Source organism: Bacillus sp. AFS088145 (assembly GCF_002564465.1).
Lineage (GTDB): Bacteria > Bacillota > Bacilli > Bacillales > Bacillaceae_G > Gottfriedia.
This window is the reverse complement of the sequence record NZ_NUUX01000044.1, coordinates 109,900-135,559: the sequence shown is the minus strand read 5'-3', so window position 1 is coordinate 135,559 and position 25,660 is coordinate 109,900. Positions and strand designations below refer to the sequence as shown.

At 30.1% G+C, this 25,660-nt stretch carries 24 protein-coding genes and 2 other RNA genes; 8 read left to right on the top strand and 18 right to left on the bottom strand.

All coding sequences use genetic code 11. The features are described 5' to 3' along the window. Positions 1 to 25 precede the first annotated feature (25 nt). The gene (locus COI44_RS22055) at positions 26 to 406 is read left to right on the top strand and encodes a reverse transcriptase-like protein (RefSeq protein WP_098429800.1); all 381 of its coding nucleotides are present in this window, start codon (positions 26 to 28) and stop codon (positions 404 to 406) included. A gap of 16 nt (positions 407 to 422) precedes the next feature. Next, complete coding sequence (locus COI44_RS22050; RefSeq protein ID WP_179887223.1) at positions 423 to 1,358, top strand: DMT family transporter; 936 nt, start codon at positions 423 to 425, stop codon at positions 1,356 to 1,358. Between the two features lie 6 nt (positions 1,359 to 1,364). Here the strand turns inward: COI44_RS22050 and ssrS are convergent. The 6 genes from ssrS to COI44_RS22020 all read right to left on the bottom strand — a co-directional run bounded on the left by ssrS (position 1,365) and on the right by COI44_RS22020 (position 9,778). Further along, positions 1,365 to 1,547: non-coding RNA, 6S RNA (ssrS, locus tag COI44_RS22045), on the bottom strand. Positions 1,548 to 1,595: 48 nt separating this feature from the next. After that, on the bottom strand, positions 1,596 to 2,429 hold the full coding sequence (locus COI44_RS22040; protein ID WP_286164041.1) for a sulfurtransferase: 834 nt from the start codon (positions 2,427 to 2,429) through the stop codon (positions 1,596 to 1,598). A 20-nt stretch (positions 2,430 to 2,449) separates the two neighbouring features. Next, on the bottom strand, positions 2,450 to 6,046 hold the full coding sequence (locus tag COI44_RS22035) for a dynamin family protein (RefSeq protein ID WP_098429798.1): 3,597 nt from the start codon (positions 6,044 to 6,046) through the stop codon (positions 2,450 to 2,452). Positions 6,047 to 6,334: 288 nt separating this feature from the next. Continuing rightward, positions 6,335 to 6,838: an isoprenylcysteine carboxyl methyltransferase family protein gene (locus COI44_RS22030; protein WP_286164040.1), complete on the bottom strand. Its 504-nt coding sequence runs from the start codon at positions 6,836 to 6,838 to the stop codon at positions 6,335 to 6,337. Beyond that, positions 6,838 to 7,929: a type III polyketide synthase gene (locus tag COI44_RS22025; protein WP_098429796.1), complete on the bottom strand. Its 1,092-nt coding sequence runs from the start codon at positions 7,927 to 7,929 to the stop codon at positions 6,838 to 6,840. The genes COI44_RS22030 and COI44_RS22025 overlap by 1 nt, the downstream gene beginning before the upstream one ends. Before the next feature lie 319 nt (positions 7,930 to 8,248). Continuing rightward, a complete protein-coding gene (locus COI44_RS22020) occupies positions 8,249 to 9,778 on the bottom strand; it encodes a carboxypeptidase M32 (RefSeq protein ID WP_098429795.1) in 1,530 nt (509 codons plus the stop codon). A gap of 224 nt (positions 9,779 to 10,002) precedes the next feature. Here COI44_RS22020 and COI44_RS22015 point away from each other — a divergent pair, with 224 nt between their 5' ends. Further along, positions 10,003 to 10,314 carry an ArsR/SmtB family transcription factor gene (locus COI44_RS22015; RefSeq protein WP_091021102.1) on the top strand — a complete coding sequence of 104 codons (312 nt, stop codon included), beginning with the start codon at positions 10,003 to 10,005 and terminating at the stop codon, positions 10,312 to 10,314. A 117-nt stretch (positions 10,315 to 10,431) separates the two neighbouring features. After that, complete coding sequence (locus COI44_RS22010; RefSeq protein WP_098429794.1) at positions 10,432 to 10,950, top strand: SRPBCC family protein; 519 nt, start codon at positions 10,432 to 10,434, stop codon at positions 10,948 to 10,950. 62 nt (positions 10,951 to 11,012) lie between these two features. Here COI44_RS22010 and COI44_RS22005 read toward each other — a convergent pair whose 3' ends face one another. The 3 genes from COI44_RS22005 to COI44_RS21995 all read right to left on the bottom strand — a co-directional run bounded on the left by COI44_RS22005 (position 11,013) and on the right by COI44_RS21995 (position 13,772). Beyond that, positions 11,013 to 11,474: an RDD family protein gene (locus COI44_RS22005; protein ID WP_098429793.1), complete on the bottom strand. Its 462-nt coding sequence runs from the start codon at positions 11,472 to 11,474 to the stop codon at positions 11,013 to 11,015. A 218-nt stretch (positions 11,475 to 11,692) separates the two neighbouring features. Beyond that, the gene (locus tag COI44_RS22000) at positions 11,693 to 11,896 is read right to left on the bottom strand and encodes an aspartyl-phosphate phosphatase Spo0E family protein (RefSeq protein ID WP_069031948.1); all 204 of its coding nucleotides are present in this window, start codon (positions 11,894 to 11,896) and stop codon (positions 11,693 to 11,695) included. 361 nt (positions 11,897 to 12,257) lie between these two features. Beyond that, the gene (locus tag COI44_RS21995; protein WP_098429792.1) at positions 12,258 to 13,772 is read right to left on the bottom strand and encodes a carboxypeptidase M32; all 1,515 of its coding nucleotides are present in this window, start codon (positions 13,770 to 13,772) and stop codon (positions 12,258 to 12,260) included. 169 nt (positions 13,773 to 13,941) lie between these two features. Here COI44_RS21995 and COI44_RS21990 point away from each other — a divergent pair, with 169 nt between their 5' ends. Continuing rightward, positions 13,942 to 14,562, top strand: coding sequence for an NAD(P)-dependent oxidoreductase (locus COI44_RS21990; RefSeq protein WP_098429791.1), 621 nt, complete (start codon positions 13,942 to 13,944; stop codon positions 14,560 to 14,562). 24 nt (positions 14,563 to 14,586) lie between these two features. Here COI44_RS21990 and COI44_RS21985 read toward each other — a convergent pair whose 3' ends face one another. Together COI44_RS21985 and COI44_RS21980 are read right to left on the bottom strand one after the other, a co-directional pair. Continuing rightward, positions 14,587 to 16,518 (bottom strand): ATP-dependent DNA helicase, encoded by a 1,932-nt coding sequence (locus tag COI44_RS21985; RefSeq protein ID WP_098429790.1) that lies wholly within the window; start codon positions 16,516 to 16,518, stop codon positions 14,587 to 14,589. A 230-nt stretch (positions 16,519 to 16,748) separates the two neighbouring features. Continuing rightward, positions 16,749 to 17,675 carry a Gfo/Idh/MocA family protein gene (locus tag COI44_RS21980; RefSeq protein WP_098429789.1) on the bottom strand — a complete coding sequence of 309 codons (927 nt, stop codon included), beginning with the start codon at positions 17,673 to 17,675 and terminating at the stop codon, positions 16,749 to 16,751. Positions 17,676 to 17,843: 168 nt separating this feature from the next. Here COI44_RS21980 and COI44_RS21975 point away from each other — a divergent pair, with 168 nt between their 5' ends. After that, the gene (locus COI44_RS21975) at positions 17,844 to 18,062 is read left to right on the top strand and encodes a hypothetical protein (protein WP_069031943.1); all 219 of its coding nucleotides are present in this window, start codon (positions 17,844 to 17,846) and stop codon (positions 18,060 to 18,062) included. A 126-nt stretch (positions 18,063 to 18,188) separates the two neighbouring features. On the opposite strand, the gene COI44_RS21970 is transcribed toward COI44_RS21975, so the two are convergent. The 4 genes from COI44_RS21970 to COI44_RS21955 all read right to left on the bottom strand — a co-directional run bounded on the left by COI44_RS21970 (position 18,189) and on the right by COI44_RS21955 (position 20,903). Next, the gene (locus COI44_RS21970; RefSeq protein WP_098429788.1) at positions 18,189 to 19,340 is read right to left on the bottom strand and encodes a THUMP domain-containing class I SAM-dependent RNA methyltransferase; all 1,152 of its coding nucleotides are present in this window, start codon (positions 19,338 to 19,340) and stop codon (positions 18,189 to 18,191) included. 151 nt (positions 19,341 to 19,491) lie between these two features. Further along, positions 19,492 to 19,876, bottom strand: an RNA gene (gene rnpB, locus COI44_RS21965) — RNase P RNA component class B. A gap of 78 nt (positions 19,877 to 19,954) precedes the next feature. After that, on the bottom strand, positions 19,955 to 20,260 hold the full coding sequence (gpsB, locus tag COI44_RS21960; protein ID WP_098429787.1) for a cell division regulator GpsB: 306 nt from the start codon (positions 20,258 to 20,260) through the stop codon (positions 19,955 to 19,957). A gap of 76 nt (positions 20,261 to 20,336) precedes the next feature. Further along, entirely contained in the window at positions 20,337 to 20,903 is a 567-nt protein-coding gene (locus tag COI44_RS21955) for an SLOG family protein (RefSeq protein ID WP_098429786.1), read from the bottom strand. 665 nt (positions 20,904 to 21,568) lie between these two features. Between COI44_RS21955 and COI44_RS21950 the strand changes: the two genes are divergently transcribed. Continuing rightward, positions 21,569 to 22,297 carry a GntR family transcriptional regulator gene (locus tag COI44_RS21950; protein ID WP_098234189.1) on the top strand — a complete coding sequence of 243 codons (729 nt, stop codon included), beginning with the start codon at positions 21,569 to 21,571 and terminating at the stop codon, positions 22,295 to 22,297. Between the two features lie 58 nt (positions 22,298 to 22,355). On the opposite strand, the gene COI44_RS24980 is transcribed toward COI44_RS21950, so the two are convergent. Next, positions 22,356 to 23,171 carry a YppG family protein gene (locus tag COI44_RS24980; protein ID WP_483295497.1) on the bottom strand — a complete coding sequence of 272 codons (816 nt, stop codon included), beginning with the start codon at positions 23,169 to 23,171 and terminating at the stop codon, positions 22,356 to 22,358. 200 nt (positions 23,172 to 23,371) lie between these two features. On the opposite strand from COI44_RS24980, the gene yppF reads away from it, so the two are divergent. Beyond that, positions 23,372 to 23,548: a YppF family protein gene (gene yppF, locus COI44_RS21940; RefSeq protein ID WP_084006691.1), complete on the top strand. Its 177-nt coding sequence runs from the start codon at positions 23,372 to 23,374 to the stop codon at positions 23,546 to 23,548. Between the two features lie 136 nt (positions 23,549 to 23,684). Here the strand turns inward: yppF and COI44_RS21935 are convergent, their stop codons facing one another. Both COI44_RS21935 and COI44_RS21930 read right to left on the bottom strand, forming a co-directional pair. Beyond that, positions 23,685 to 23,936 carry a hypothetical protein gene (locus tag COI44_RS21935; protein ID WP_098234187.1) on the bottom strand — a complete coding sequence of 84 codons (252 nt, stop codon included), beginning with the start codon at positions 23,934 to 23,936 and terminating at the stop codon, positions 23,685 to 23,687. A 704-nt stretch (positions 23,937 to 24,640) separates the two neighbouring features. Then, the gene (locus tag COI44_RS21930) at positions 24,641 to 25,648 is read right to left on the bottom strand and encodes a DUF2515 family protein (RefSeq protein ID WP_098429785.1); all 1,008 of its coding nucleotides are present in this window, start codon (positions 25,646 to 25,648) and stop codon (positions 24,641 to 24,643) included. Between the last annotated feature and the right edge of the window lie 12 nt (positions 25,649 to 25,660).

Below are 25,660 nucleotides of genomic sequence, written 5' to 3'. Positions count from 1 at the left end.
CATATATAAGTGTTGGAGGTTTACTATGATTGAAGTTTATATTGACGGAGCTTCCAAAGGAAATCCCGGGCCTTCAGGTGCAGGTATTTTCATAAAAGGAATTAAAGAACCTGTTTTTTTAAGTATTCCATTAGATTCGATGTCTAATCATGAAGCTGAGTTTCATGCATTGCTACTTGCACTAGATTATTGTGTCAAAAATAATTTAACAATTGTTTCATTCCGTACAGATTCAAAAATCGTTGAAGAAAGTATTGATAAGAAATATTCGAAAAACGATTTGTTTATTCCTTTATTAGAGAAATCATTAAAGTTGATTAATCAACTTGAACTTTTCTTTATTAAATGGATTCCATCAAGCGCAAATAAGGTTGCTGATGAACTTGCTCGAAAAGCTATCAAATAAAAAAGGAATGGACGATATGAAAAATAAATTAATCGCTTTTTCTTCTTTACTCTTTGTGTCCTTCATTTGGGGTTCTTCGCTTTTCATTGTTAAAGAAACACTTAAGTTTGTCCAACCATTTACATTTAATGCATTACGATTTATTGTAGCAGCAATTGTACTATTTACAGTTCAAACTTTATTAAATCGAAAAAATAATAAAAGATATCGCGGGAAAGCTGGTTTTATTTTCCCCGGGATCGTAATAGGATTATTTTTATTTCTAGGTTTTGTATTTCAAACATTTGGATTACTTTACACATCTATATCCAAATCAGGTTTTATAATAGGTATTAGTGTTGCGATTGTTCCATTTCTTTTATTCTTTAAATATAAGAAAAAACCTACTTTACGAGAAAATGTATGTGCAATTATTGCTTTCATCGGATTATTTTTATTAACACTATCAACAAATTCCAAGTTTAATTCTGGTGATATTATTTCCTTTTTCAGTGCGATTGCGTTTGCTCTTCATATTATTTATTCAACGATCTACTCACCTAGTTATAATTCACTACAACTGGCAACTGTACAAATAACTTTTGTAGGTTTAGCCTCATGGACATTTGCTTTAATCTTTGAGGATTGGCAAGTCATTTTCAACCATGCATTATGGACAAATAAATATTTTGTTTTTTCAATTCTATTTACTGCCATTTTTTGTACCGCTGCAGCTTTCTTTATCCAAATGTTTGCCCAACGTACAATAAGTGCAACTGAGGTAGGGATTATACTCGCTACTGAGCCAGTTTTTGCTGCGATTACTGGGTATTATTATGGTGGAGAAAGATTACAAGAAATTGGTTTATTCGGTTGTAGCTTGATTTTAGTTTCTACTATCGTAACTCAAATTAGAAAGAACAAAAGTAAAAAGCAATTATATAAAGAAGAAAAAACCATTCACAAAATGTGAATGGTTTTTTTTCCCGCAAATGCCGTTGTTCTTTTTATGCCTAAAGTAAACCGAACTCCAAGGTGGATGTCCTCACAAGTAACTTTCATCCTCCTATAAATAGGCACGATGTTGTTACTTAAATATCGGTCTTCCTATACAAAATCATTGGTTTAAGGCATAAAATGACAACGCACACAGCAGGTTTTGTTAATTTGTATTCTCATTCTATACCAATTAAAACTATTTTGCAACTAATTATTTTTTCTTTTTCACAACATTTTCTTCATAAGAAATCCAGTCACTAAAACTTCCCGGATAAAGTTTTACATTCGTATATCCAGCTTCAACTAATCCTAAATAATTAACACAGCCAGTGACACCTGAACCACAATAAACAACAGTTTCATTGTTATTGTTAAATGGTTTAAAAAGAGTTTGTAATTCTTCTTTTGTTTTAAATTCTCCCGCTTCATTTAAAACATCTTTCCAAAATGAATTTTTTGCTCCAGGTATATGGCCAGCAATTCGGTCAATTGGTTCAAATTCGCCAATATATCGAATAGATTCTCTAGAATCAATTAAATTGAAATCCTCTTTTTTCCCATTCTTCTTAACTTCATTCATCGAAGTAATCATATACTCTTGAACATTAATCTCGAATTTTTTAGGTAATACTTCTTCAATTTTAGTAGTTACTTCAAAATCGTTTTCCAACCATTTTTTATAACCACCATTTAAAACAAATGTAAACTGATGCCCTACTAAATTACATAAAAACCAACATCTTGCGGCATTATCATTCGTACCATCGTCATAACAAATAACAATCGTATCATGATCGATCCCTAGATCTCCTAAAAGTTTTCCAAAATCATGTAAATTAGGAAACGGATGTCTGCCTCCATGCTTTTGTACAGGACTAGATAAGTCATTATTTAAATCCACATAACGAGATAGCGGAATATGATTTTTCTGATACTCAGTTAAACCATATCCAGGATTTGACAATTGAAATCGACAATCTAAGAATACAACATTTTTATTTAAGCGCAATTTATTTGCAATGTTTACATCAATAATATTTTTCAATTTTAATTGTCCACCCTCATTTAAATTAATTTTTTGAATAAGTTTAATACTTTTTCATCTACTACTACTTCATTTAAGTTTTCAGTTGCTTTAATTGTTTGTTGAACATCATTTTCAATTTGATTGCTACAGTTATGCAATACAGAATTTAATGCATCAACATATTGATTGTGATAATGCTCTGCGAATAAACTATTCATATTTGCTAAATAGTCTTTTAATGGTGTTCTCAACTCATTAATGCATTCATCAATCATAGTTTCTTTCATGTTATCAACAAAAAAGCTTTTTGGATTTTTGAAGTAATTCTTTAAACTTTCAAAACGATCTACATTAATAAATTGATCAGGATTTTTTATCGAAACAGGTAAGATCTCATTAATACCACTTTTTTGAACGATAAATTCAGATTGAATAGAATGTATTTCATCAATTACTCGATCTTGCGACATTGAAATTTCATTCGTTAAAAATTTCTCTAATCTAAATCCAGTTACTCTTAATTCCTTTAAAATCTCTTCCAATACTTCATAAATAAATTCACGAATTTTAGTTACAAATAATTGTTTAATATTTTTCGTTGTATTATTGAAAATACTTGGATTAAAGAAATAAGGGAATAAATCTCGCATTCTTAATTCGATGCGCTTTTCGATAAAGAAAATCAATTGTTCGTTTTCTTTCATAAATGCTCTTGGTAAATTAGTTGGTTCTGCATTTTTAATCGCTTCATTAACTTTTTTCTGAATTTGCTCAAGTTCGTTGAAGAATTGATCTTTTTCACGTTTTATTCTTTCAAAACGATTAATTGTATCACGTAAGATTTTTTCAATTGTTAATAGGTCATTAATAAATGTTTTAAAGACTTCATTCGCAATCTCAAATTGGAAGAAATTTTGGATTTTCGTATTTAATTTCTTATAATTATTCTGGATTTCTAAATTTAACTCTGAATCACCATATCCCTTCATCTGAAGCATACTTGAAATAGCAAACACAGATGGGAAACGAACTCCTAGTTTCGTTAATTGGTTTACAAAGAAATTTTGCACGATTTCGATTTCGTTTTGATCCTTTGCTAAATCCGATGCATTTAACACAAAGTAAACTTTATCACTATCAAAGCTTTCTCTCATTCGTCCGATTTGCATTAAGAAAGACTCATCTTGACGTGTAAAGGCATGTTGATAATGTGCAACATAAAGAATTAAATCAGCTTTTTTCAAATAGTCGAATGCTAGTTCAGTATGTCTTGAATGGATACTATTTCCCCCTGGCGTATCCACTAATACGATTCCACTTAACGTGATCTCACAATCGAAATAAACTGTACTTTCTTTTACAAAACATGCTCTATTTTCTTCACTTATAACAGTTACATACTCACTTAAGTCATATCGCTTAATTGTACCTAGTAAGCTTCTCATTTCTTCATAATTTTGACATACGCTTTCTGCATAAACGAAAGCATCAGTAGGAATTTTATCCTTTTGTTTCTTAATTAAATTTTGAAGGGTGTTAAACCACTCTTTTTCATTTGCTTCCACACCCCATTTTTTGAAGAAATCAAGAAACTCTTCTTTTAAAGATTCTTCTGATTTATAACTCACATCAGCTTTCTTATTTCCAGATTCAGCTGTTGAGCGTTTAATCTTACAAATTGCCGCTGTTGTTGGGTGTGGAGAAACAGGTAGTACACGATCGCCAAGTAAAGTATTTATATACGATGTTTTTCCAGAACTAAACGCTCCGAATAGTGCAATTGTGTATTCGTTTGATTTTATTTGTTCTCTTTTTTCTTTTAGAATACCGATTTTACTCTGAATAAATTTATTTGAAGTTAATTCGTCTATTATAAAATCAGCGACTTCATATTTAACTTGAATTTCTTCGTTTGAATATTTTTTTGAATTCGTTTTTTCAATGTCAGTAATAAGTTCTTCTTTTATTTCCGGTGCTTGAACAGATAATATTTTGTGATTAATTAATTCACTTACTGATATTAAAGTAGGCTTAATTTCTGGCAGGTCTTGATTCATTTCTTGATGATTATTTAAAATCGTCTTTATTTCTGAAACCATATGTGAAATTTTTTGATTAGTAAACTCTAATTCATCAAATCCATCTATTTTTGATTGTAAATCATTCTTTTGATTTTTTAATTTTAAAATAGTTGATTCATTTTGTACCTTAAGTTCCTTTGAAAGTGTGTAAATAAATTCAGCAATACTTTTACGATATACTGCCTTAATTCCTTCACTTACTTCCTTCGTATACTGTAATAAATAGTTACCGCCTGTATCAATCAAATGGGATGGCTTTGGACAAATTACATCTTCACTCAAATTAGGCTCTAAGATTTTATCAAAGTCACTGCTATCAATTTTATTATTTTCAATTTGTTTTACAGTTCGAATTGCTGCTTCTTTTACAAAATACTCAATTTGTTTACTTGTTAATTCTTGTACCTTGTGAATAAATTGACTTTTAGATTCATGTAATGCATTTTCAAGTTTTTTTCTTGATTGAAATAATCCTTTATTTTGTAATGCTTTTTCTGATTCTAAATAGTTTGATGCTAATTCTCTCATCTCAAATGGTGTGATGTTTGAATTAGTAAGAACTTGTTGTGTAGAATACAAACAATTTTCCTCAAATGAAGAAACTGATGTTTCAATAACGTCAATTTCATTATTTAAATCATTATAAACGGATCTAATCTCATCAGCATTTTGATCGAGATCAATGTAATCGTTCTCAAGTTGTTGTACTTGTTCGTTCATAATTGTTAAAAAGCTTGCATTGTCATTTTCAATTTGCACTACATCTTGATGACTGTATAAGTCATTTAAATAATTAATAAACTGGTTATATTCATTATTCTCTACAGATTTATCTCTTGTAGAAATATAAAAAACTTGTAAGTTGCCTAATCCTTGTTTTTTCAAATTTCCAATTACACCATGCTTAAATTGTTCAAACGTCAATTCTGTTTCATCGTGTTTATCAATACATGTAATGACTAAACAAACTTTATTATTTTTTTCAACTAAATTATGAATAAAATCAATATTTGTTTTCGAATGAACATGTTGATAATCCATTAAATAAAAAATACTATCCGCTAGATGAATGACTGAGTTTGTCGCCTCTAAATGATCCATATCAGTTGAATCAATTCCTGGAGTATCAATTAAAACAGATCCAGTTGGAATTTTAAATATTTCTTGTGCCCACTCGAGCTCAATAATTGAACCACTATCAGAAGCTAATTTTTTTAGTTCATCTACTTGAATATCCTCTTGAATCTGATACATTTCACCATCTTTAAGAGTAATTAACATTTTACTTTCGCCATTTTTTAATTTAACAACGTTTGCACTTGTAGGAATTGGGCTTGTAGGTAATTTTTCTACTTGTAAAAGATCATTTAATAAAGATGACTTACCAGCAGAAAAATGCCCACAAAATACGTAATAACTTTCCTTATTCTGTATTTTGTACGCTAATTTTTTTAATTGAAATAATTCCTTCGAATTTCCTTGTTCAGAAAGTAAATTGATTCCTGAAGAAACCTTATTCAGTAATTCCCCTCTGTTAATCTTAGTGTTTTGCAACGTGATTTCCCCATTTCATTTCATACTCAAATAATTTCCCTAGCATTATTTTATCCCCATATATATTAATTTGGAAGAAGAATGTATAGGCATATGCATATAAAATAAAAAAAACTAGGTTACATCACCTAGTTTTGAACTTGTTTAAGTACATATTTAGTTAATAAAAAGTATAAAAGAATTGTAGCTGACACAAATCCAAGAACCATTTGACGCACAACCTTTCGAAGTTGATAATGATTTTCATTCTATATTAATCATAATCAGTTATTTTCCATTTGTCAATAGCTATTCGATTGATTGTAAAAGCGCTTTATTTTCTTCTCGGATTCTTACTTTTAATAAAATTAAATTACAAACAGAAAAGATTACAGTTGTTATATACGCATGAAACATAATAGGTATGACTAATAATTCAATTGTAACGATTATGTAATTTGGATGCTTGATATATTTATAAAGCCCACGTTTTACTAATTTTTCATCAGGTAAAATAATGATTTTTGTATTCCATCTTTCCCCTAACGTTGAAATAACCCATACCCTTGCTAATTGTAATATGATAAAAACGATTAGGAGAAAGGTAAAAAATCTAATTTTTATATAATGAATGAAATAATTCTCAATTAGAATTGAAATAAAAAACATGCTATGTAAGATGATAAAAAATTTATAATGCTCTTGGCCAAATTCAAGTGCGCCCCGCATTTTTAATTTCTTTTCATTATTCTTTGCTATACCTAGCTCAATCACTCTTTGTATGATGATGAATAAAAAAATAATCTTTAACATTAGCATTCTACCCACTTTAACAAAGATAACTCTGAACTAAATCCTGGTCCTAACGCACAAAGAAGACCGTACTCATTCGTTTTTCCTAACTTCATATACTCACTTAACACAAATAACACAGTACAAGATGACATATTTCCATATGATTTTAAAATATTTAAGGAAATTCCGACATCCGCTTCTGAAAGCTCTAATGAATCGATATATGCGTCCAATACTTTTTTTCCACCAGGATGAGCAATGAAATGAGTTAGATCCCTTATTGTTAGTTCATTTCCCGTTAAAAAATTTGAAACAACTGGTTGTAACCAATTTTTAACGATTGATGGTATATCCCTTGAAAAAATGACAAATAAACCATCATTCCGAACATCCCATCCCATTACGTCTAATGAATTTGGCATAAGAGTTGAATTAGTTTGTTCGATTGACGGTAAAGATTTATGTATCGTTCGATTTTTCAAATCACTCTCATCGCCAATAACTAGAACCGCTGCTGCTCCATCAGCAAATAACGAAGTTCCTATTATATTACTTTTGGAAAGATCTTCTTTTTGAAATGTTAAACTACATAATTCAACTGCAACTAGTAAAATATTTGACTTTGGATGGGCTTTACAATAATCAAATGCTCTAGAAACACCACTCGCACCACCAGCACACCCTAAGCCCCAAATGGGAATTCTTTTAATCGAAGAATTAAATGGCAGAATATTTGCGATATGAGCATCAATTGTAGGGGTTGAAATACCAGTTGAAGAGACAAAAATAATTCCATCAATTTTTTCATATTGAATTTCCGAAGATAGAAATTCATTACTTGTCAAACAATTTTTAATCGCTTCTATTGATAATTCAATTGAGATTTCAGTGTAAGCCTGATTTTTTTGCTCAAAGCTATGCTCTTCGCTATACCAAGAAAGCTCCTTAGAAATATATCGACTTTGAATCTCACCATTTTGAAATACAGATAATAAGCGATCGATTGAAGGGTATCTTTTCAAAAAAAGCTCTCGAATAAAAGGTACTATATTTTCCTGATCGATTTTATATTTAGGTACAGCTTTCCCAACAGATAAAATTAAAGGCATAATTTCCCACTCCTTATAGTCATTACCTTTTGTATTAAATTGGAAAATTATTCTTTGAAAAATCCTAGAGTGGAAAAAAGATGACATTTAGCCTCAAAATTTGCAAGATTAAATTTCTGCCAAAATTTAAATAAAAAAAAGACAATTCACTATTCATTCATTGACCATGAACAAATAATAAGAATTGTCTAAGCGTTTCAAAGGAGTTTTCTTTCTGTTGTGCAGTTTTAGTATATCTCATTTTACTCGAATCTACATTCGCAATAATTTCCATTTAAATGCTTCTAACATACCCCCCACAACATTTCTAATTCACAAATTATGATTTATTTACTTCCTCCAACTCATACAATTTTGTATATTTTGATTCTAAATAATCAACAAAATATCTCACATTCAATTCTTCACCAGTAACATCCTTCAAAATTTGTTGTGGTTCCTTCATTGCACCAAATTGATGAATATTCACTTTTAACCAATCAAGAATTGTTTGAAAATCATTCGTTTCAACTAATTCACTAAAATTTGGTAATTCTTTTTCCATTGTTGCTTTAATTTGAGCAGCATACATTGCACCTAATGCATAAGTTGGAAAGTATCCAAAATGCCCCATTGACCAATGTACGTCCTGTAAAACACCTTCTCGATCAGTTTCAGGTATTATTCCTAGATACTCCCCCATTTTTTGATTCCAAATTGAAGGAAGCTCTGAAACTTGAATTTTTCCATCTAATAAATCCTTTTCAATTTCATAACGAATCATGACATGTAAAGGATAAGTTAATTCATCAGCTTCAATACGAATAAATGAAGGCTTACTATTATTTATCAATTTATAAAATTCATCTAGAGAAACATTATCTAACACTCCATTAAGTTGCTCTTTTAACTTTGGATAATTTGATTTCCAGAATTCATAGCTTTGTCCAATTATCTTTTCATATAAAAGTGACTGAGATTCATGAATACCTAACGACGCTCCTTGAGCGATCGGTAAACCTTCCAAATCTTTGGAAATGTTTTGCTCATATAGTGCATGACCACATTCATGAATTGTACTAAAAATGGCTTTTTCAAAATTATTTTCATGATATTTCGTTGTTACTCTAACATCACCTAAATTTAGAGAAGTAGCAAAAGGATGTGGAGTTGGATCTAATCTTCCGGCTTCAAAATTATAACCAAGCGAAGCTAATAGTTGTTCACATATATCTTTTTGTTTTTGCGTCGAAACGAATGCTTTCATCTCTTCTTTTTCAAAGTTTTTCCCGCTAGTCGATACAGCTTTAACAATCGGTACTAGTTTATTTCTTACTTCTGAAAACACTTCGTCCAGTTTATTTACAGTCATTCCAGGTTCATATTGTTCTAAATATGTATCATATTTACAGTCTTTATATCCTAAATATTCAACGAACTTACGTTTATATTCAATTATTTCAGTTAAATAAGGTTCAAATTTAGCAAAATTATTTTCTTCCTTCGCTTCTGCCCAAACACTCTCAGAAAGTGCTTGGCATTTAATAAAGGCTTCAAACTCATCAACTGGTATTTTCGTATTTCGATCGTACTGCTTTCTTAAGTATTTTACAGTTTTTTCAACTTCTAATGAACATTTACCTGCACTAATGGCTTCTTCCATTGTTATTAAATAATGAGCCATATCTTTAGAAGTACTCATTTTAAAAACATCGGCTGATAATTGACTAATTACATTTGAACGCTGACTTACAGCATTTTTAGGTGCACCTGTTCGAAGATCCCAATATAAAACACTAATTGCTTCTTCAATGTTTAACATTTTTCTCACATAATCTAAAAACGAAGCCTCATAATCTTTTAGGCTCATCAAAACACCCACCTTTTAAAATCAAATTTTTGAGTCAGCTAAATAGTAACACAAAAAATAAATGGGTAAATAAGAATTGTCTCATTTTTCAAATAATATTTCTCGACAAAATGAATATTGTTTAATCACTTCGTAAATACTACATAAGTCTTTTTCAGATCAACACAAATTTATATTCCGAATATTCCTTGACAGGAATATTCCCATTGAGGTATATTCAATTTATGAATTCGACTTTAATTGCTCTTGCAGAGCCGAACCGGTTACAGATTGTCGAACTCTTACGTGACGGTCCTCTATCAGTCGGTGAAATAGCTGAAAGCTTAGGACTTAAACAACCACAGGTTTCAAAGCATCTTCGCGTTTTAAGTGAAGCTGGGCTTGTCGAAGTTCAACCAATCGCCAATAAAAGAATTTATAAACTAAGACCCCAGCCGCTAAAAGAAATAGATTCGTGGATTAAGTCATTCCGACACGTCTGGGAACAGAGATTCGATCAATTGGACGATTATTTAAAAAAATTACAAGGCAAATAATCTTAGCTTATTCGGTGCACACAATTTAATTAGTAAAAGGAGAAGTACCTAGTTTTCTTTTTTTTAGAAGGAAATAATGTCTAATTTATCAATATTAAATAAATGGAGGGATTAATAATGAGTAAAAATACGTTTAATGTAGATGAACAAGGATTAGTTTTAACAAGGGTTGTTGATGCGCCTCGTGAATTAGTATTCAAGGTTTGGTCAGAAGCAGACCATCTTAAAAACTGGTGGGGTCCAACAGGCTTTGAAATGGATGTAACAACGTTAGAATTTAGACCAGGAGGTAAATTCCACTATAAAATGGAATCACCAGACGGATTCGTAATGTGGGGTTTATTTGTTTTTGGTGAAATTATTGAACCTGAGAAAATTGTATTTGTTAATTCATTCTCTGATCAAGAAGGTAATATGGTTCGCGCTCCATTCTTTGAAGTTTGGCCATTGGAAATTCAAAACACTTTAACTTTAGAAGAAAATGATGATAAAACAACAATTACATTAAAAGGTTTTCCGATCAATGCTACTGATGAAGAAGTTGCTGCATTTATTGCAAATAAAGATTCTATGCAACAAGGTTTCACTGGTACTTTTGATCAGCTTGATGAATATTTAGCTAAAACATCATTATAAAATAAATAGATAAATACCCTTTAAAGCTTGAAAATAGCTTTAAAGGGTATTTTTTAGTGCTATTAATAATAAACAACCTTCGTTTTAGCGATTAAATCATGCAATGTTTTCCGATCTTTTCGGAAGATAAAAAATAGATCTATTAGATACAAAATTCCGATTGCTTCTATAAATATTGGCAAATTTAGCTGACAACCAAAAGCGAATATCGAACGTAATGTCATTGTTTTGAAATCAACTAAGTCATCTGTATCCCTCACAACCATAATACTTAATAATCTTTTTCCTATTGTTTGTCCGTTCCAAATATAGGTTGGTACTATGACATAAAATAGGAAAATAAATAGTAGCGACCAAATTGAATATAGAAACAGCTGCTTACTACTAAACATAAATAAATCCAAAATGTCTTTACTTTCTAACCCAAGTATTAGTAACCCCAGTTTAGAAAATAAAAGATTTATAGAGCCATCGATCCAAGCTGCAAACAATCTTCTAATACGACTTGCCAGTTCAAAATCCATCTAGAACCTCATTCCACATTTTTATAAAAAAATGGATATTAATCGATATACTCTATTATACTTATGGAATTTTGATTTTGATTAGTGATTTTTAACTATTTGTCTTAATTTTTTTATACAAGCTACATAATTAGCATTTTTGAATAAATGAGGTGATTTTTTTCCACTACGAAAAAAATAAGACCACAAAAAATATTTTGTGGTCTATGTACTATTTTTCATATTGGTTTAATATTAATTTTTGATTGTTTAACTGCAACCGTTTTCAATAATTTCTGTAGTTCTCTTAAATCAGTGTCCAACTGATGACGAATCTTTACTACTTCTTGATGATTGTCATTATTTTGATTTTGAGCTTCTTGCAACTTGATTCGTTTTTCTTCAATATTTCGTTCTAAAGATCTGGCTGTCCTAAAAAACATTCAAATTACCTCCTTTTCAAAAAAGTATGAACACGCTTTCATTTTTATCTATAATACTATAAAAAAATATCTTAAGACTTTCTAAATGTGAATATTTTTTGAACTTAATTTCAGTTACTTTAGATCTTCAATATTTCACCTAATTAAATTCAACTCTTCTTAATAAGCAATTGTGAACACGCTTTCATTTTTATCTATAATACTATAAAAAAGTAATTAATTAAATATCTAATTATGTCTATTCTTTGAACTTATTAAAAAAACATATAAAAATAATAACTTGGAATTAATCATTTATTTATGATTTCTTTAATAATGAATATGGGGAGGTTCTTAACAACCTCCATCCATACGAATTAGATTATACTAAATTATACAATTTAGAGTATTTATCTTCTAAGTAATCAATAAAGTATTTTACATTTAAATCTTCACCTGTAACATCTACTAATAATTCTTTCGGTTCTTTTAGTTTTCCATATTGGTGAATATTAAGGGTTAGCCAATTAACAATTTGATGAATCTCGCCGCTTTTTAAGATTGTTTCATAATCGCTTAAATCCTGTTTCATTTTATGCTTAAACTGTGCTGCATACATCGCACCTAATGCATACGAAGGAAAATAACCAAAATCTCCACCTGCCCAGTGAACATCTTGAAGAACTCCTTCTCGATCGTTTGATGGAATGATACCTAAGTATTCTTCCATTTTATCATTCCATACTTTTGGCAAATCCTTTACTTGTAAATCACCATCAAACAGTTCTTTTTCAATTTCATATCGAACCATTATATGCAATTGGTATGTACATTCGTCCGCTTCAATTCGAATTAACGATGGTTCACTATGATTTATTGCTTTATAAAATTCTTCTACCGATAAATTTTTAAAATACTCACCAGTTTTTGCAATTAAGCTTTCATACTGAGCTTCCCAAAACTCTTTACTTCTTCCAATCATATTTTCAAAGAATAATGATTGAGACTCATGAATCCCCATCGATGCACCTTCACATAATGGTGTCCCAATTAAATTCGCTGATAAATTTTGCTCATAGAGTGCATGGCCACATTCGTGAATGGTTCCAAAAAGCGCGCTCATAAAGTTATCTTCTATATATTTCGTTGTTACACGAACATCACCAGGATTTAAAGTAATCTGAAATGGATGAACTGTTTCATCTAAACGACCAGAATCGAAATTATAACCTAATTTTACAAGTATCTCTTCACTAACTTCTTTTTGAAGAGCAATTGAAATCGGTTGTGACAATTCTTCGCGAATTAGTTTAGTTTGCGAATTTGAAATTTTCGCAACTAATGGTACAAGACTTTCTCTTACTTTACCAAAAACTTCATCAAGCTTCCCAGTTGTCATACCAGGTTCATAAAAACTTAATAATGTATCATATTTCTTATCCTTGTAGCCCCAATATTCAATGAATTGCTTTTTCATTGCTACAATTTTCTCTAAATATGGTTGGAACTTACTAAAGTCACCTTCAGTTTTAGCGTCTTCCCAAGCATTTTCACTTAATGAACAAAGCTTTACATATTCTGCATATTCATTTTTAGGGATTTTACAGTTTAAATCATAATTTTTTCTACATTCCTTAACAGATTTTTCAATGATTTCACTTAAGTTTCCTGTGCCTATCTCTTTTTCCAATAAATTTAAATAGTTTTCCATCGTACTTGATGTTGTCATTTCAAATACTTCTGCTGAAAGCTCACTGATGACATTTGATCTTTGTTCAGCTCCATTTTTAGGCGCTCCCGTTCTTAGGTCCCAGTACATAACATTAATTGCTTCATTATAATTTTCGATCTTCTTTAAATAGTCAGTAAATTCTTCTTGGATTTTATTAATTGCCATATTTACCCCTCATTTCTAAATTTTAGGATGTTAATATCATTCTATCATAACTTTTAAATTGAATTAATATTAAGCTTTAAAAGCACTTTCATTTTCAGAAATCATGTGATTAAGTTTATATAAAAGACATAATCAATAAAAATATTGTACAATACAGCAAGGTGATGTTATGAAAATATTATTATTAGGAGCAACTGGAAGAGTTGGTTCTTTTTTAGTGGATTTATTATTAGAGGCTAAATGTGAAGTAATTGCTTTAGTAAGAGATGAACAAAAAATAACGATTCATCATGAAGCTCTTACAGTTTTAAAAGGAAATACGCTAAATGAAAAAGATTTAAATTTAGCTTTAGAAAACGTTGATGGAGTAATTTCTGCCTTAAATACTGGAGGTGAGAATATTTTATCTAAAACAATGGGACTACTAATCCCTCTTCTTGAAATGAAAAAAATAGATAGGATCATTACAATTGGAACTGCTGGTATTTTACAATCAAGAGTAGATTCAACCATTCTACGTTATAAAAGCTCTGAATCAAAACGCAAATCAACAACTGCAGCAACCGATCATGAAAAAGCTTATAACTTATTAAATGAAAGTCAGTTAAATTGGACGATTATTTGCCCAACTTACTTACCAGATGGTCCAATAACTAAAAATATTCGTGTTGAAAAGAATTATTTACCAATTAATGGCCATCGTATAACAACTGGAGATACAGCTTTTTTCGCATTTAAGGAATTTTTCGAATGCAATTTTAGTAAATCTAGAGTTGGAATTTGTAATTAAAAAAAGCTAGCGAATGCTAGCTTTTTAAGATGGATTAATTGGTAAACAGTTTAAGATTTTATCTTTCGTTTCATTGTTTAGATCATTCTCAATAAATAAAACGATTTTTCCTTTATCTTCATGACTACGGATTAGTCGTCCAATACCTTGGCGTAATCTTAATAACATATACGGCTCATCAATCTCGAAGTAAGGGTTTTGTGAATTTTGACGTTTTGATTGGAATACAGGATCATTTGGCGGGAATGGTAGCGCATGAATAATCACTTGACTTAGTGACATTCCTTGAATATCTAATCCTTCCCATAAATGAACAGCACATAAAGACGCGTTAATATCTTCTTGGAATTTTTGTACAATCGAACTAATTTCTTCTTCACCTTCAAAGTATAAATTGAAGTCTAATTTTTCTTTTTCAACTTGCAGTTTAAATTTTTTCATTTCTTGAGTTGAATTGAAGAGAATTAATGTACTTCCGTTATTATCCTTTAACCTCTCAATAATCTTTTCATTTTTTTCCTCAATTTTGGTTGGATCAACTTGATTTAACTCTATTTTCATTTGTTCATCATAATCAAACGGAGAATTAACTGAAAATGATAAGTAATCTTTTATCCCTAAACTACCTGCGATATAATCAAAAGAACTATTTTGAGAAAGAGTTGCAGATGAAAATACAATCGGCATTTTTTGATTAAATACTTTTTCTTGTAAAAGCTCATTTACAGCCTTTGGCATAATGACTAATGTTAATTCATTTTGATTATACTCAATCCATTGAATCGCTGTAATTTCATTAATAAATAAATTTAAGCAACGTTCAACATCATCTAAATGCTCATCAACAATATTTAACTGATATTCATCAATCGTATACATTTCACTTTCAAAGACTAACTCATCACCGATGCTACTAATTTGAGACTTTAATCTCCTTGCTAACTTAATTAATCTTTCATTCATATTCAGTTTATAACGTCTAGATCCTTCAACTTCTTCGGTATTGTTATCTAACTCAAAAAAGAATTGATCGTACGTTTCTAATGTATCTTCTAGTAATTGTTGGAAGCTTTCACGCGTACCTGATTGCATTAAAAATGATAAAAATGTATTTAATGTCTCTTGTTGCAGACGGTAAGTTAACGATTTTTGACTTGCAAATTCAAGTAAATGTCCTTCATCAAATACGACACAGCTTGGATTAGGAAGTAATGGCAATTGACCTTCACGTTTTCTAGATTCTACCGTCCAAATATGCTCCATATAAAATTCTTGTGAGCATACAATTAGGTCAGTTGCTTTACGATAATGTTCTCTTGATAGAGTTTGTCCACATCTATGTCTTTGTTCACAAGTAGAGCAATCCTGGAAATAATCATATGAAATTGTATCCCACTCTTCATCTGTTAAGTCCTTATATTCTGTACGGTCTCCATATGGAGTAAATTTTTGGAGTGTACCATAATCATTTACAAAGCTTGGTAAATTTTCATAAACACCTAAAACAGCATCCGAAACATCAATTTCTGAACGTTGTAAATCTAATTTTTTCAAACATAGATAATTTGTAGTTGATTTTGCTAATCTAACGTCAATTGACAAATTTAAAGCATTCGATAATTTTTCAATATCCCCATTTTTCTTTACTAACTGTTCAATTAAAGATTCATCAGCACATGCGATAATAGCTGGCTTACCTGTATATCTTGCATAGCATAAACAATATAGTAAATAGACAAACGTTTTACCTGTACCAACGCCTGCTTCAGCAAAAATAACTTTCTTTTCTTTAAACGCTCTTTCAACCTGATAAGCCATAAAAATTTGCTCATCTCTTAATTCATAGCCTGCATCTGGTAATAAATCGTAAAAAACGTCCCCAATCCATTCCCCTAGCTTTTCAATGAATTGGTCTTGCTTTCCTACCTCAAAAGGTAATTTAGTTGAATGACTCATTGCTACCCCCAAAATGTAAATTAAAAAGAAAAAGTCCTCGTTTGAGAACTTTAATTTTGCAAATTTATTCGATCCATTATATTATTTAAAAATTGTCTCTACCCGCTATCATACAAAAAAAGTGAGGGAAAGGCAAGGGAAATAAGGCATGATTACCTAAAGACTAAGTGAATTGTATATTTTGAACGAAATAAATTCGCTTTTAAATTCTTATAACTTTCTAGTTAACTTTACCAGCCTTTTGCCTGCTTTATCATTTCTTCAACAATCATTTGAGATTTTAATGCTTCTTCTCCATTAATCGATGGATTTTCATCAGAGTTTAAGCAATTGATAAAATGGTTAATGCAATCCTCAAAACCTCTTTGTTTTAATGTTGTGTCCCATGATGATGAAAACGAATTATTTATTGAGTTATTTTGTTCTACTTCGAAGTTGTTCATATTTTTTACCCTTATAATCGACCCTTCAGTAATTAATTCTAAGCGTTCAAGATTTGTTCCTGCCATTCGGTGCATAACTGAATTAATAGTAGTTCCTTTTAACGATTCAAATTGGTGAGTAGCATACTCTAATTGATTAGTATGAGTAAGTTTGACTCTACCATTAATCAAGTTAACTTCTCCATCTGCAAACCATCTAATGGTATCAACTAAATGTAAATAATCATCCAGCATCGTAAACTCGAATGAATTAGACCCAATTTTATTCTCTCGATGTTTTTCAAATCTGATTACCGCTATATTCTTTGCCTGTTCTTTTGCCTGCACATACATTGGACAGAATCGGCGGTTGAATCCAACCATAAGTTTTCGATTTAGTTTAATACTTAATTCAGTTAATTTCTCTGATTCTGGTAATGTAGCTGCTAGAGGTTTATCAACATAAACATCTTTACCTTTATTTAGTAAATACGATACAACCTCAAAATGTGAACTAGTTGCACTATGTACAAAAACTGCGTCACTTTGTTCTGCCAGTAATTCCAAACTTTCAAAATCTTGAATTCGGTATTGTGAGCATATTTTCTTGCGCTTTTCTTTATTTGGTGAAAATGCACCGATAAAATCCCAGTTTTCTTCTTTTGTAAGAATTGGTAGATATGCTTTTTGTGCAATATTGCCTAATCCTACCATTCCAATACGTGGTTTTTTCATTTTAGATCAGTCCTTTAAATTGGCTTATTTTCTAGATTAATTGTAACAAATTATCTTTTTTCATTTAAAAGAAAAATGATTATATTTCAAAATTAACTAATGGCTATAACATTCGAATTATCGGGAAATCTATAAAATAATTAAAAATGGTAGTTTGGAGGTGTTTATTTGTACTTATATTCTTTAATACAGACTAATTTTGATACAAATGATGATATAAGTGTTGTAAGAGACCTTTATTTACTTCAGCATGAAAAGAGTTTCTCTAATGATGAATTCCATGATCTAGTCACTCAATATAAAAGTACTGCAGAAACGAATTGGCATGTTGCACATTTACTCGAAAAAAATCATGGTTTTAGAATTGTACCTGCAATAAATTTATAGTGCTAACAAAACGAATTCAATTTTTGTTCAAGTTTTGTTCGTAAAAACTTTAACGAAATACGTTATTATAAATAAAAAGGTGCCTCAATCGTCTGAAAAGACATTGCGAACACCTTTTTAACCTTTTTACTCTTCGATTCTTCTTGGAGGTCTTTTTCCAAAGTATTGATAATAGTCAGTTTTAATGAAACCATTAAATAATTTACGTTTCTTTGTTGCTGGTTTACCGTAAAATTGTTCAAATCCCTCATGACTAGTAAGTAAATACACTGACCATGTATCTAATTTTGTAAAAACATTCCCCATATCTGAATATAACTTTTCAACGTAAGGTCGATCGTTTAATCGTTCACCATATGGTGGGTTGGTAACAACATATCCATACTCAGATTTAGTAGTAAAGTCTTTTACTTGCATTTGTTTAAATGCAATTGAATCTGATAATCCAACTTCATCAGCATTCGCTTTTGAAACATTAATCATTCGATGATCAATATCTGAACCGATTATTTCTAGTTTTTGATCATAATTTGCTAAGTCTTCTGCTTCTTGTCTTGCTTCATTCCATCTTTTTTTACCGATCCAATGCCAATCTTCAGACGCAAAGCTTCTAAACGATCCTGGAGCGATATTATGTCCAATTAATGCAGCCTCAATTGGAATTGTACCAGATCCACAAAATGGATCAACAAAAGGTAAATCAGCATTCCAATTCGTTAGTAATACTAATGAAGCCGCAAGTGTTTCTTTTAATGGTGCTTCACCTTGATCTACACGATATCCTCTTTTATGTAAGCCTTCACGACCAGTAGTATCAATCGTTAATGTTACGATATCTTTTAAAATAGAGACCTCCACTCGAAATAATGGACCATCTTCAATTAACATACCTTGTATATTTTGGATTGTTTTTAATTTATCAACAATTGCTTTTTTGACGATTGCTTGGCAATCTGATACTGAAAATAATTTTGATTTATGCGATTTTCCTGACACAGGAAATTGACCGTTTCTTGGTATAAACATATGCCAAGGTAAGGCTTTTGTTTTTTCAAATAATTCATCAAATGAGGTTGCCTTAAATTCACCAACACGTAGTTTCACTCGGTCAGCTGTTCTAAGCCACAAATTTGCTTTCACAATTCCAGCTTCGTCCGCTTTAAATAATACTCGACCATTTTCAACTACTACATCTTCAAACCCTAGGCTTTTTATTTCTCTAGCGACTAGTGCTTCGATCCCCATTGCAGCAGTAGCAATTAATGTATATTTCGCCAATTTAACCACCTATCTCATTCAAACTAAGAATGAACTTTTCTTTTCATATTTTCATTTTAATTCCTATTTTCATTATGAACAATTTACGTCGAAATTACAAAAAACTCTCCATAGAATGAAGAGTTTTTAAACAGTTTCATCATTTCATATGTTCTGTAAGCCATGTTCTGTACCATTCGTACTTCAAACGGCTCTCGCCTCGTACTACTAGGTGGTAATCATCTATCTACAGAATAATCTGTCCCTTTCTCTGTTCAATTCCTTTGAAAGGATTCCCCTACCATAATTTGGGTTTCTCACTCGTGGGGTTTACCGCGTTCCACTCCTCTCATTTCTTCGAGGACTACGTCACTGTGGCACTTTAAAGGTAGTAGAACCATATCCTAAAAGGACTTAGGTCCGTTCCCTGCCGTTAGCTGATACACAGCTACCCTATCTTATGACTTCGATAGGCACGAACACTACAGCCATCGCAGGACTGTGCGAGCATGGACTTTCCTCAACAACGTCAAGCGTTGCAGCGATTACCCGAACATATTGAAACGAACATTTATTAGTATAGTAAATTATACTTAAGTTTGCAATGCTTTCTTAAAATATAAATTAAGTTAAAATTATTCGAATAGTTTACTACCAAAAACATGCTTCTCTAAATTTGATAATCTTTTTAGAACATCAGTATTCGTATTATTAAAAGGTGATGGTGGAGGTGTAGCTGTGTTCTTTTGGTCCTCCAACAATTTTTTATACTTTGCATTTTCTTGTTGTAGGGCTACGATTTGATTTTGAAACGATTCATAATCTTTAATGATTGAATCTAAGTATTGATCCACTTCCTCTTGATTATATCCTCGCATTGAAACTTTAAACTCTTTATTTAGGATATCTTTTATACTTAGTTTTACTTTTGTTGATTCCATGTGTGTCACCCCAAAACATTTAGAAATATTTACCTTCTATTTTTTCAAACTCTTCATAAATTGTCAATTATCTATTCTATAATTCCCTATATTTATTGTCATCATTCTCAAATGACTCTTCTGCAATCACTTGTAAATCGTCAAATGTGATGATTTCTACAGGATAATTAAATAGTTCATTTTTCTTGTATGCTAAATCATATAAATATTTAGGACTACCTTCTTTTTCATTATCGTAAAATAAAATACATCCATCACTTTTACTAACTAAAAATTCATTTTTTGCTTTTAACTGTATTGGAGATTCGTATGGTTTTCTTGAAATTGAGTCGACGTGATCCGCCCCAATTAAGATTTCATTATAATATTCTTTATTTGCTTCATTCCAATTTTTCTCTTGATCTTCGTAGGGTGTAAAAATACCCAACTTTAATTCGGGATAATCAAGCTGAAGTTCGAATACTACTTCTGCGGCCCATAATTCAGTACCCATTTGCCCTGAAATAATAATCCATTCTAATTCATCTATAAATAAAAGTATTTTATTTTTTATTGCTTTTTTTATGTACTTAACTGCATCGTGTTTATTCGAAAAAATTCCTAATTCAAATGATTTATAACCAGATATAAGTAGTATCTTCATATTACCTCACAATAATAAATTAGGAAGAACTAAAAGTTCTTCCACAAATTATATTTTATTTTATTAAATACTCTGCTTTATTTCAAATATTTAATAACAAATAAATATTGTAAGTATATTTATCTCGCAAAAATCATTTATTTAAATAATATTCAAATGTAGAAATTTATATTGAGGGAATCTAATATTTAACTTTACATAGTAGTCATAAGCTTAGTGGAAATCAACTATTAAGACCAATTTAAGATCAATATTTCAATATTTGATTGCTGCTAATAGAGGATATTTTATTCCCTTTAGATTAGTTATTGTGATAGGAATATTATTGTTAAAATTTTTCCGTCGATATTTTATGATAAAATTACATATAAAGCTTGTTTAAAACTCGTAAAAATAATTAATGTTAATGTAATTGTGAAAAAAAATAAAAAAAGTATTTTGTTCAAAATTTTCCTCTCCAATATCCTAAATATACTTTTATGTCAACTTTTTTATTTTATTAGGTTTGAACATATTTCACAACAATAAAATGAATAAAGATTAAAAGTTTAAATTTTCTGATTTTTGTGAGTATACACAATGATTGCCGAAAGCATTTTATTCCTTTAAAATGAGTTATGAAATCGTTTAAATATAGATAATTAATGCAATTCAAGGAGTAAAAAATGATTAACAAAAATTCCCCAATACCAATTTATCATCAATTATTAGAATACATAAAATGTAAAATCGCTTCAGGTGAATACCCTGCTGATGAATTGATTCCATCAGAAAGAGAGTTTTCAGAGAAATTCCAAATATCTCGTATGACCGTTCGACAAGCATTAAATAATTTAGTTCAAGAAGGAATTGTTTACAGACAAAAAGGTAAAGGTACATTTGTTAGTCGTCAAAAAGTTGAAAAAAAAATTAGTAGATTAAATAGTTACACTGAAGAAATGATTGAGAGAGGTTTAAAACCGAGTAGTAGATTAGTTCAATTTGATATTTTAAATTCTGATAAAGCATTATCCAATATACTAAAGATAAAAGAAAACGATCCTATTTATTTTATAAAACGGGTCCGTTTAGCAGACTCAATTCCTATGTCGATTGAAAGTATCCACGTGTCATGCGATATTGCTCCAAACCTTAATCAAAGTGTTTTAGAAAAATCATTCTTTGATTATGTAAATGCCAATATTCCAGATCCTATTCAATATGCTGATCAATCGATTCAAGCTAGAATGCCTTCTGAAGAAGAAGCGCAATTATTAGAAATTCCGCCGAATTGTCCCGTATTAGCAATTTATCGTACAACTTATTTAAGAAGTGGCAAAGTTTTAGAGTACGAATTAACTGTTTACAGAGCAGACCGCTACAAGCTTGTACATTCTTTATCTAGAAATGATTAATAGTATAGAAAGTAAATTCTTTTTACGATTTAAAAAAGCCAGGAGATCCTGGCTTTTTTTATTTGAATAAAACCCCTATTTGTTTAAATAATCCACCTACTTGATTCATGGTATTCATCATTTGACCCGCAGTAGACATCATTTTTGGGACATCGTATGAACCTGAACCATTTTTAAATTGATTTAATATTGATGAAAACTGAAAAGATTGACCATTATTATTTTGTTGGTTTAATTTTTTGGGTTGAGTTGGATAAGGTGTACTAGGCGCAAACATTGGTGGAGTTGTAAATGGACCTTGTTGTAACATTTGAGCATGTTGAGGTTGCATTGAATACTGGTGATTTTGAGGACTGCTTAAATAGTTCGTTTGATTACCGAATTGTGAAGGATACATTGGCATATATGGATATTGGTTTTGCATCATTCCATAATAATTAGGATCGTATTGATACCCTTGGTTATATGAAACAGTAGGATGCTGCATTGGAAAGTGTTGTGGTGCTGCATACTGCATTTGACTTTGATCATAACTACCTGTTTGTATTGATGTTCCCCCATAAGGAGATGGCTCAATCATCTGTGATTGTTGGATTGATTGAGGTGATTGGGTTGATTGAGGTGATTGAGTTGGTTGGATTAGTTGAGTCGATTGTGCATGTTGTGTCTGTTGCGATTGAACTGGCGGTTGTAGTGTATTCATAGTAGGGTTTTGTGAAAAAGGTTGGATTGTATTTCCATAGTAACGCTGATTTTCATTAGATATTTGATTCATTTCTGGAAAATTAAAATTCTCATCAATCATTTGATTTTGCTTTCTAAACCATTCAAAGCTGTTATCTGAATGATTTGGAGGAAACATTTGAGATTTCATATTCTCACATCCATTATAAGTTTTCTCATTTATAAATATGTTACAAATGCCTATTCTGTTACTTCTATTATCTTATGCGCTATTTGTCATAATATGTCGGAAGTTTAAATTTTTAAAAAAATTTAAATTTTAAATATTTATGGTACATTTTATTTAGTTATACAAGTTGTTAATTATATTTTAATGTTGGAGGGGTAATAATGACTTTACAAGAATTAAAGAGCAAGTTTATTTCATCAAAAAGTTTCGAACCAACTGACTTTAATCAATTAATGGACTTTTTACAACAAAATTACCTAAATGGTGAGGTTACTATTCAACATTACAGAGAATTAGTTAAAGAACTTGAACTATTTGGCGCTTGTAAGCCCATTTAGTAATCGGGAATATAATATTATAAGAAATAAAGCGATACACATTTACTAAATAGTAAAAGTGTTTCGCTTTATTTAATTCCATTATTCTTTTACCCCTTCATTAAAAACAAATATGGTTTACTTTTATATATATTTATTAAATATTAAATGCTAATTGTCTTCCTAAAAATGGTGTTGAGATCCAACTACCACCCTCTTTTGCTTGACTTACTTTCTTTTCAAAATGATGAAGATGCACTGTTGTTGACTGGATCTTATTTAAAAGTAAATTCTTTTCTTCATCACATTTTTGATCAATTCTTAAAGCTAAGGAGTGCTCAATAAATTCAACCTCATTTAAAAATTCATCAATTGCTCGAAAAAAATCATCTCTTTGAATTAACTCCATACAGTTCAACTCCTCTTCCTAATTTTCTAAATTTTCTTTACAGAATAAATTCAACAACAATTCATCTACCTCCTTCCCTAGTGACAAAACTAGAACTATTTCGCTAAACAAAGTGAATAAAGGTATTTTCATCTATAATTTCGACAAAAAAACTTGTAACGTTGAACAGAATTGGGAAAGGTATATTACATGGAGGTGTTTCAAATGGCAAAAAACAAAAATGAAAAAAAGAAAAAACAAGAAAAAAGTAAAAGTCAACAAACTGGTAATCCAAAATTAGATGGTCCTAATAACCCTGCTACATAAACATTAGGGAACACTCGATTTTAATCGACATTCTTTCTATTGAAAAATCGATTAAAAAGAAAAAAGCTAGCATATTAGTGCTAGCTTTTTTCAGAATGTTGAAATATAAAATGGTCAATAGAGAAAACTGACATAACCAGAACATTTATTAATGATGAAATTATCATTTTTTTTGATGATCTATTAAATGGTTTTAAATGAGCAATTTTATGATTCCAATAACACTAGTAATGGTTTATTTTAGAATTTAAAAATATTATGGTAATTTTTAGAAAATCAAATTCAATTGACTAGTTTATTAATTAATGTTCAATCTTAATTGACCTACAAACTGATTAATAAACTACTGTTAATTGACAAGGATTGTTTTTCAACAGTGTGAAAAAAAGCTAGCATTTTTATTGAAAAATCGATTTCAATTTTAACAATGAACCAAGCAGCTCTTGCTTTATTAAAAAAGATTGCTTAAAACTATCTCCATTAATAACTTCCTCATATTCATACCATTCATTTAAAATTTTACTATTTGTATACCAATCATCTAGAGCAGTTCGTGTGTGAGGAATTATTGGATAAACATCTCTTAATTCCGGATTAGTTGAACTTGTAATTCCAACTAACTCCTCATAATCACTTCTACTGCCTGTGTGATTAGTTTGCATAGCAAAAACGATAAATTCATTGTGTAAATCCTCGTGAAATAAAATTGAATATAATTGTTTACCAATTTGAATCCTTTTCGTTAAATCTTCAAATTGGTAAACACCAAGTCCATATAGTTCACCATTACTTGATGGAAATATAACATAACTAAGTTTTAATTGTTCCTGTAGTTTAAATGCTAAAGAATTAAAAACTTCACTTTTAAAAAATTTATTTTGAATGACTGGTCTTTCAATCATATTTTGTTCGTTAATAATCAATGAATAAACTAGTCTTTTCTTATCACGATCCGTCCAATATTTCTCCCATTCAATTTCCATAAAACTAGATATTGAAAAATATTTCAATAAATAAAATAATGGCCTATTTTTAACTTTTGAATATTCAAAAAGAAGTAACTGTGGAAATGCATCTAAAAAAATAATCCAATTTGCCCGTTCATACGTCATAAAAAGCTGTTTTCTTTGTTTAAGACTTAGTCCATTAACGAATAATTGGTTTTCTAAATCAGTCATGTTATAGCCTGCATTACGTGACACCATACTTGCAAGAAAAGACCACTCTATTTCACTTTGTCTTAAAAAATATTCTTGGTATGCAATCGTTCTGGAAATATTATCTGCATTATATTTAACTGTTTCTTTCTTTATTAAATCAATAAGTTTTGCTTCTTCATGTGATAAAATGTGATCTTCTCTTCTTTTTTTTATAAAACCTTTCCAGCTTTCATGGTTTGTATTCATTGACTCACCCCA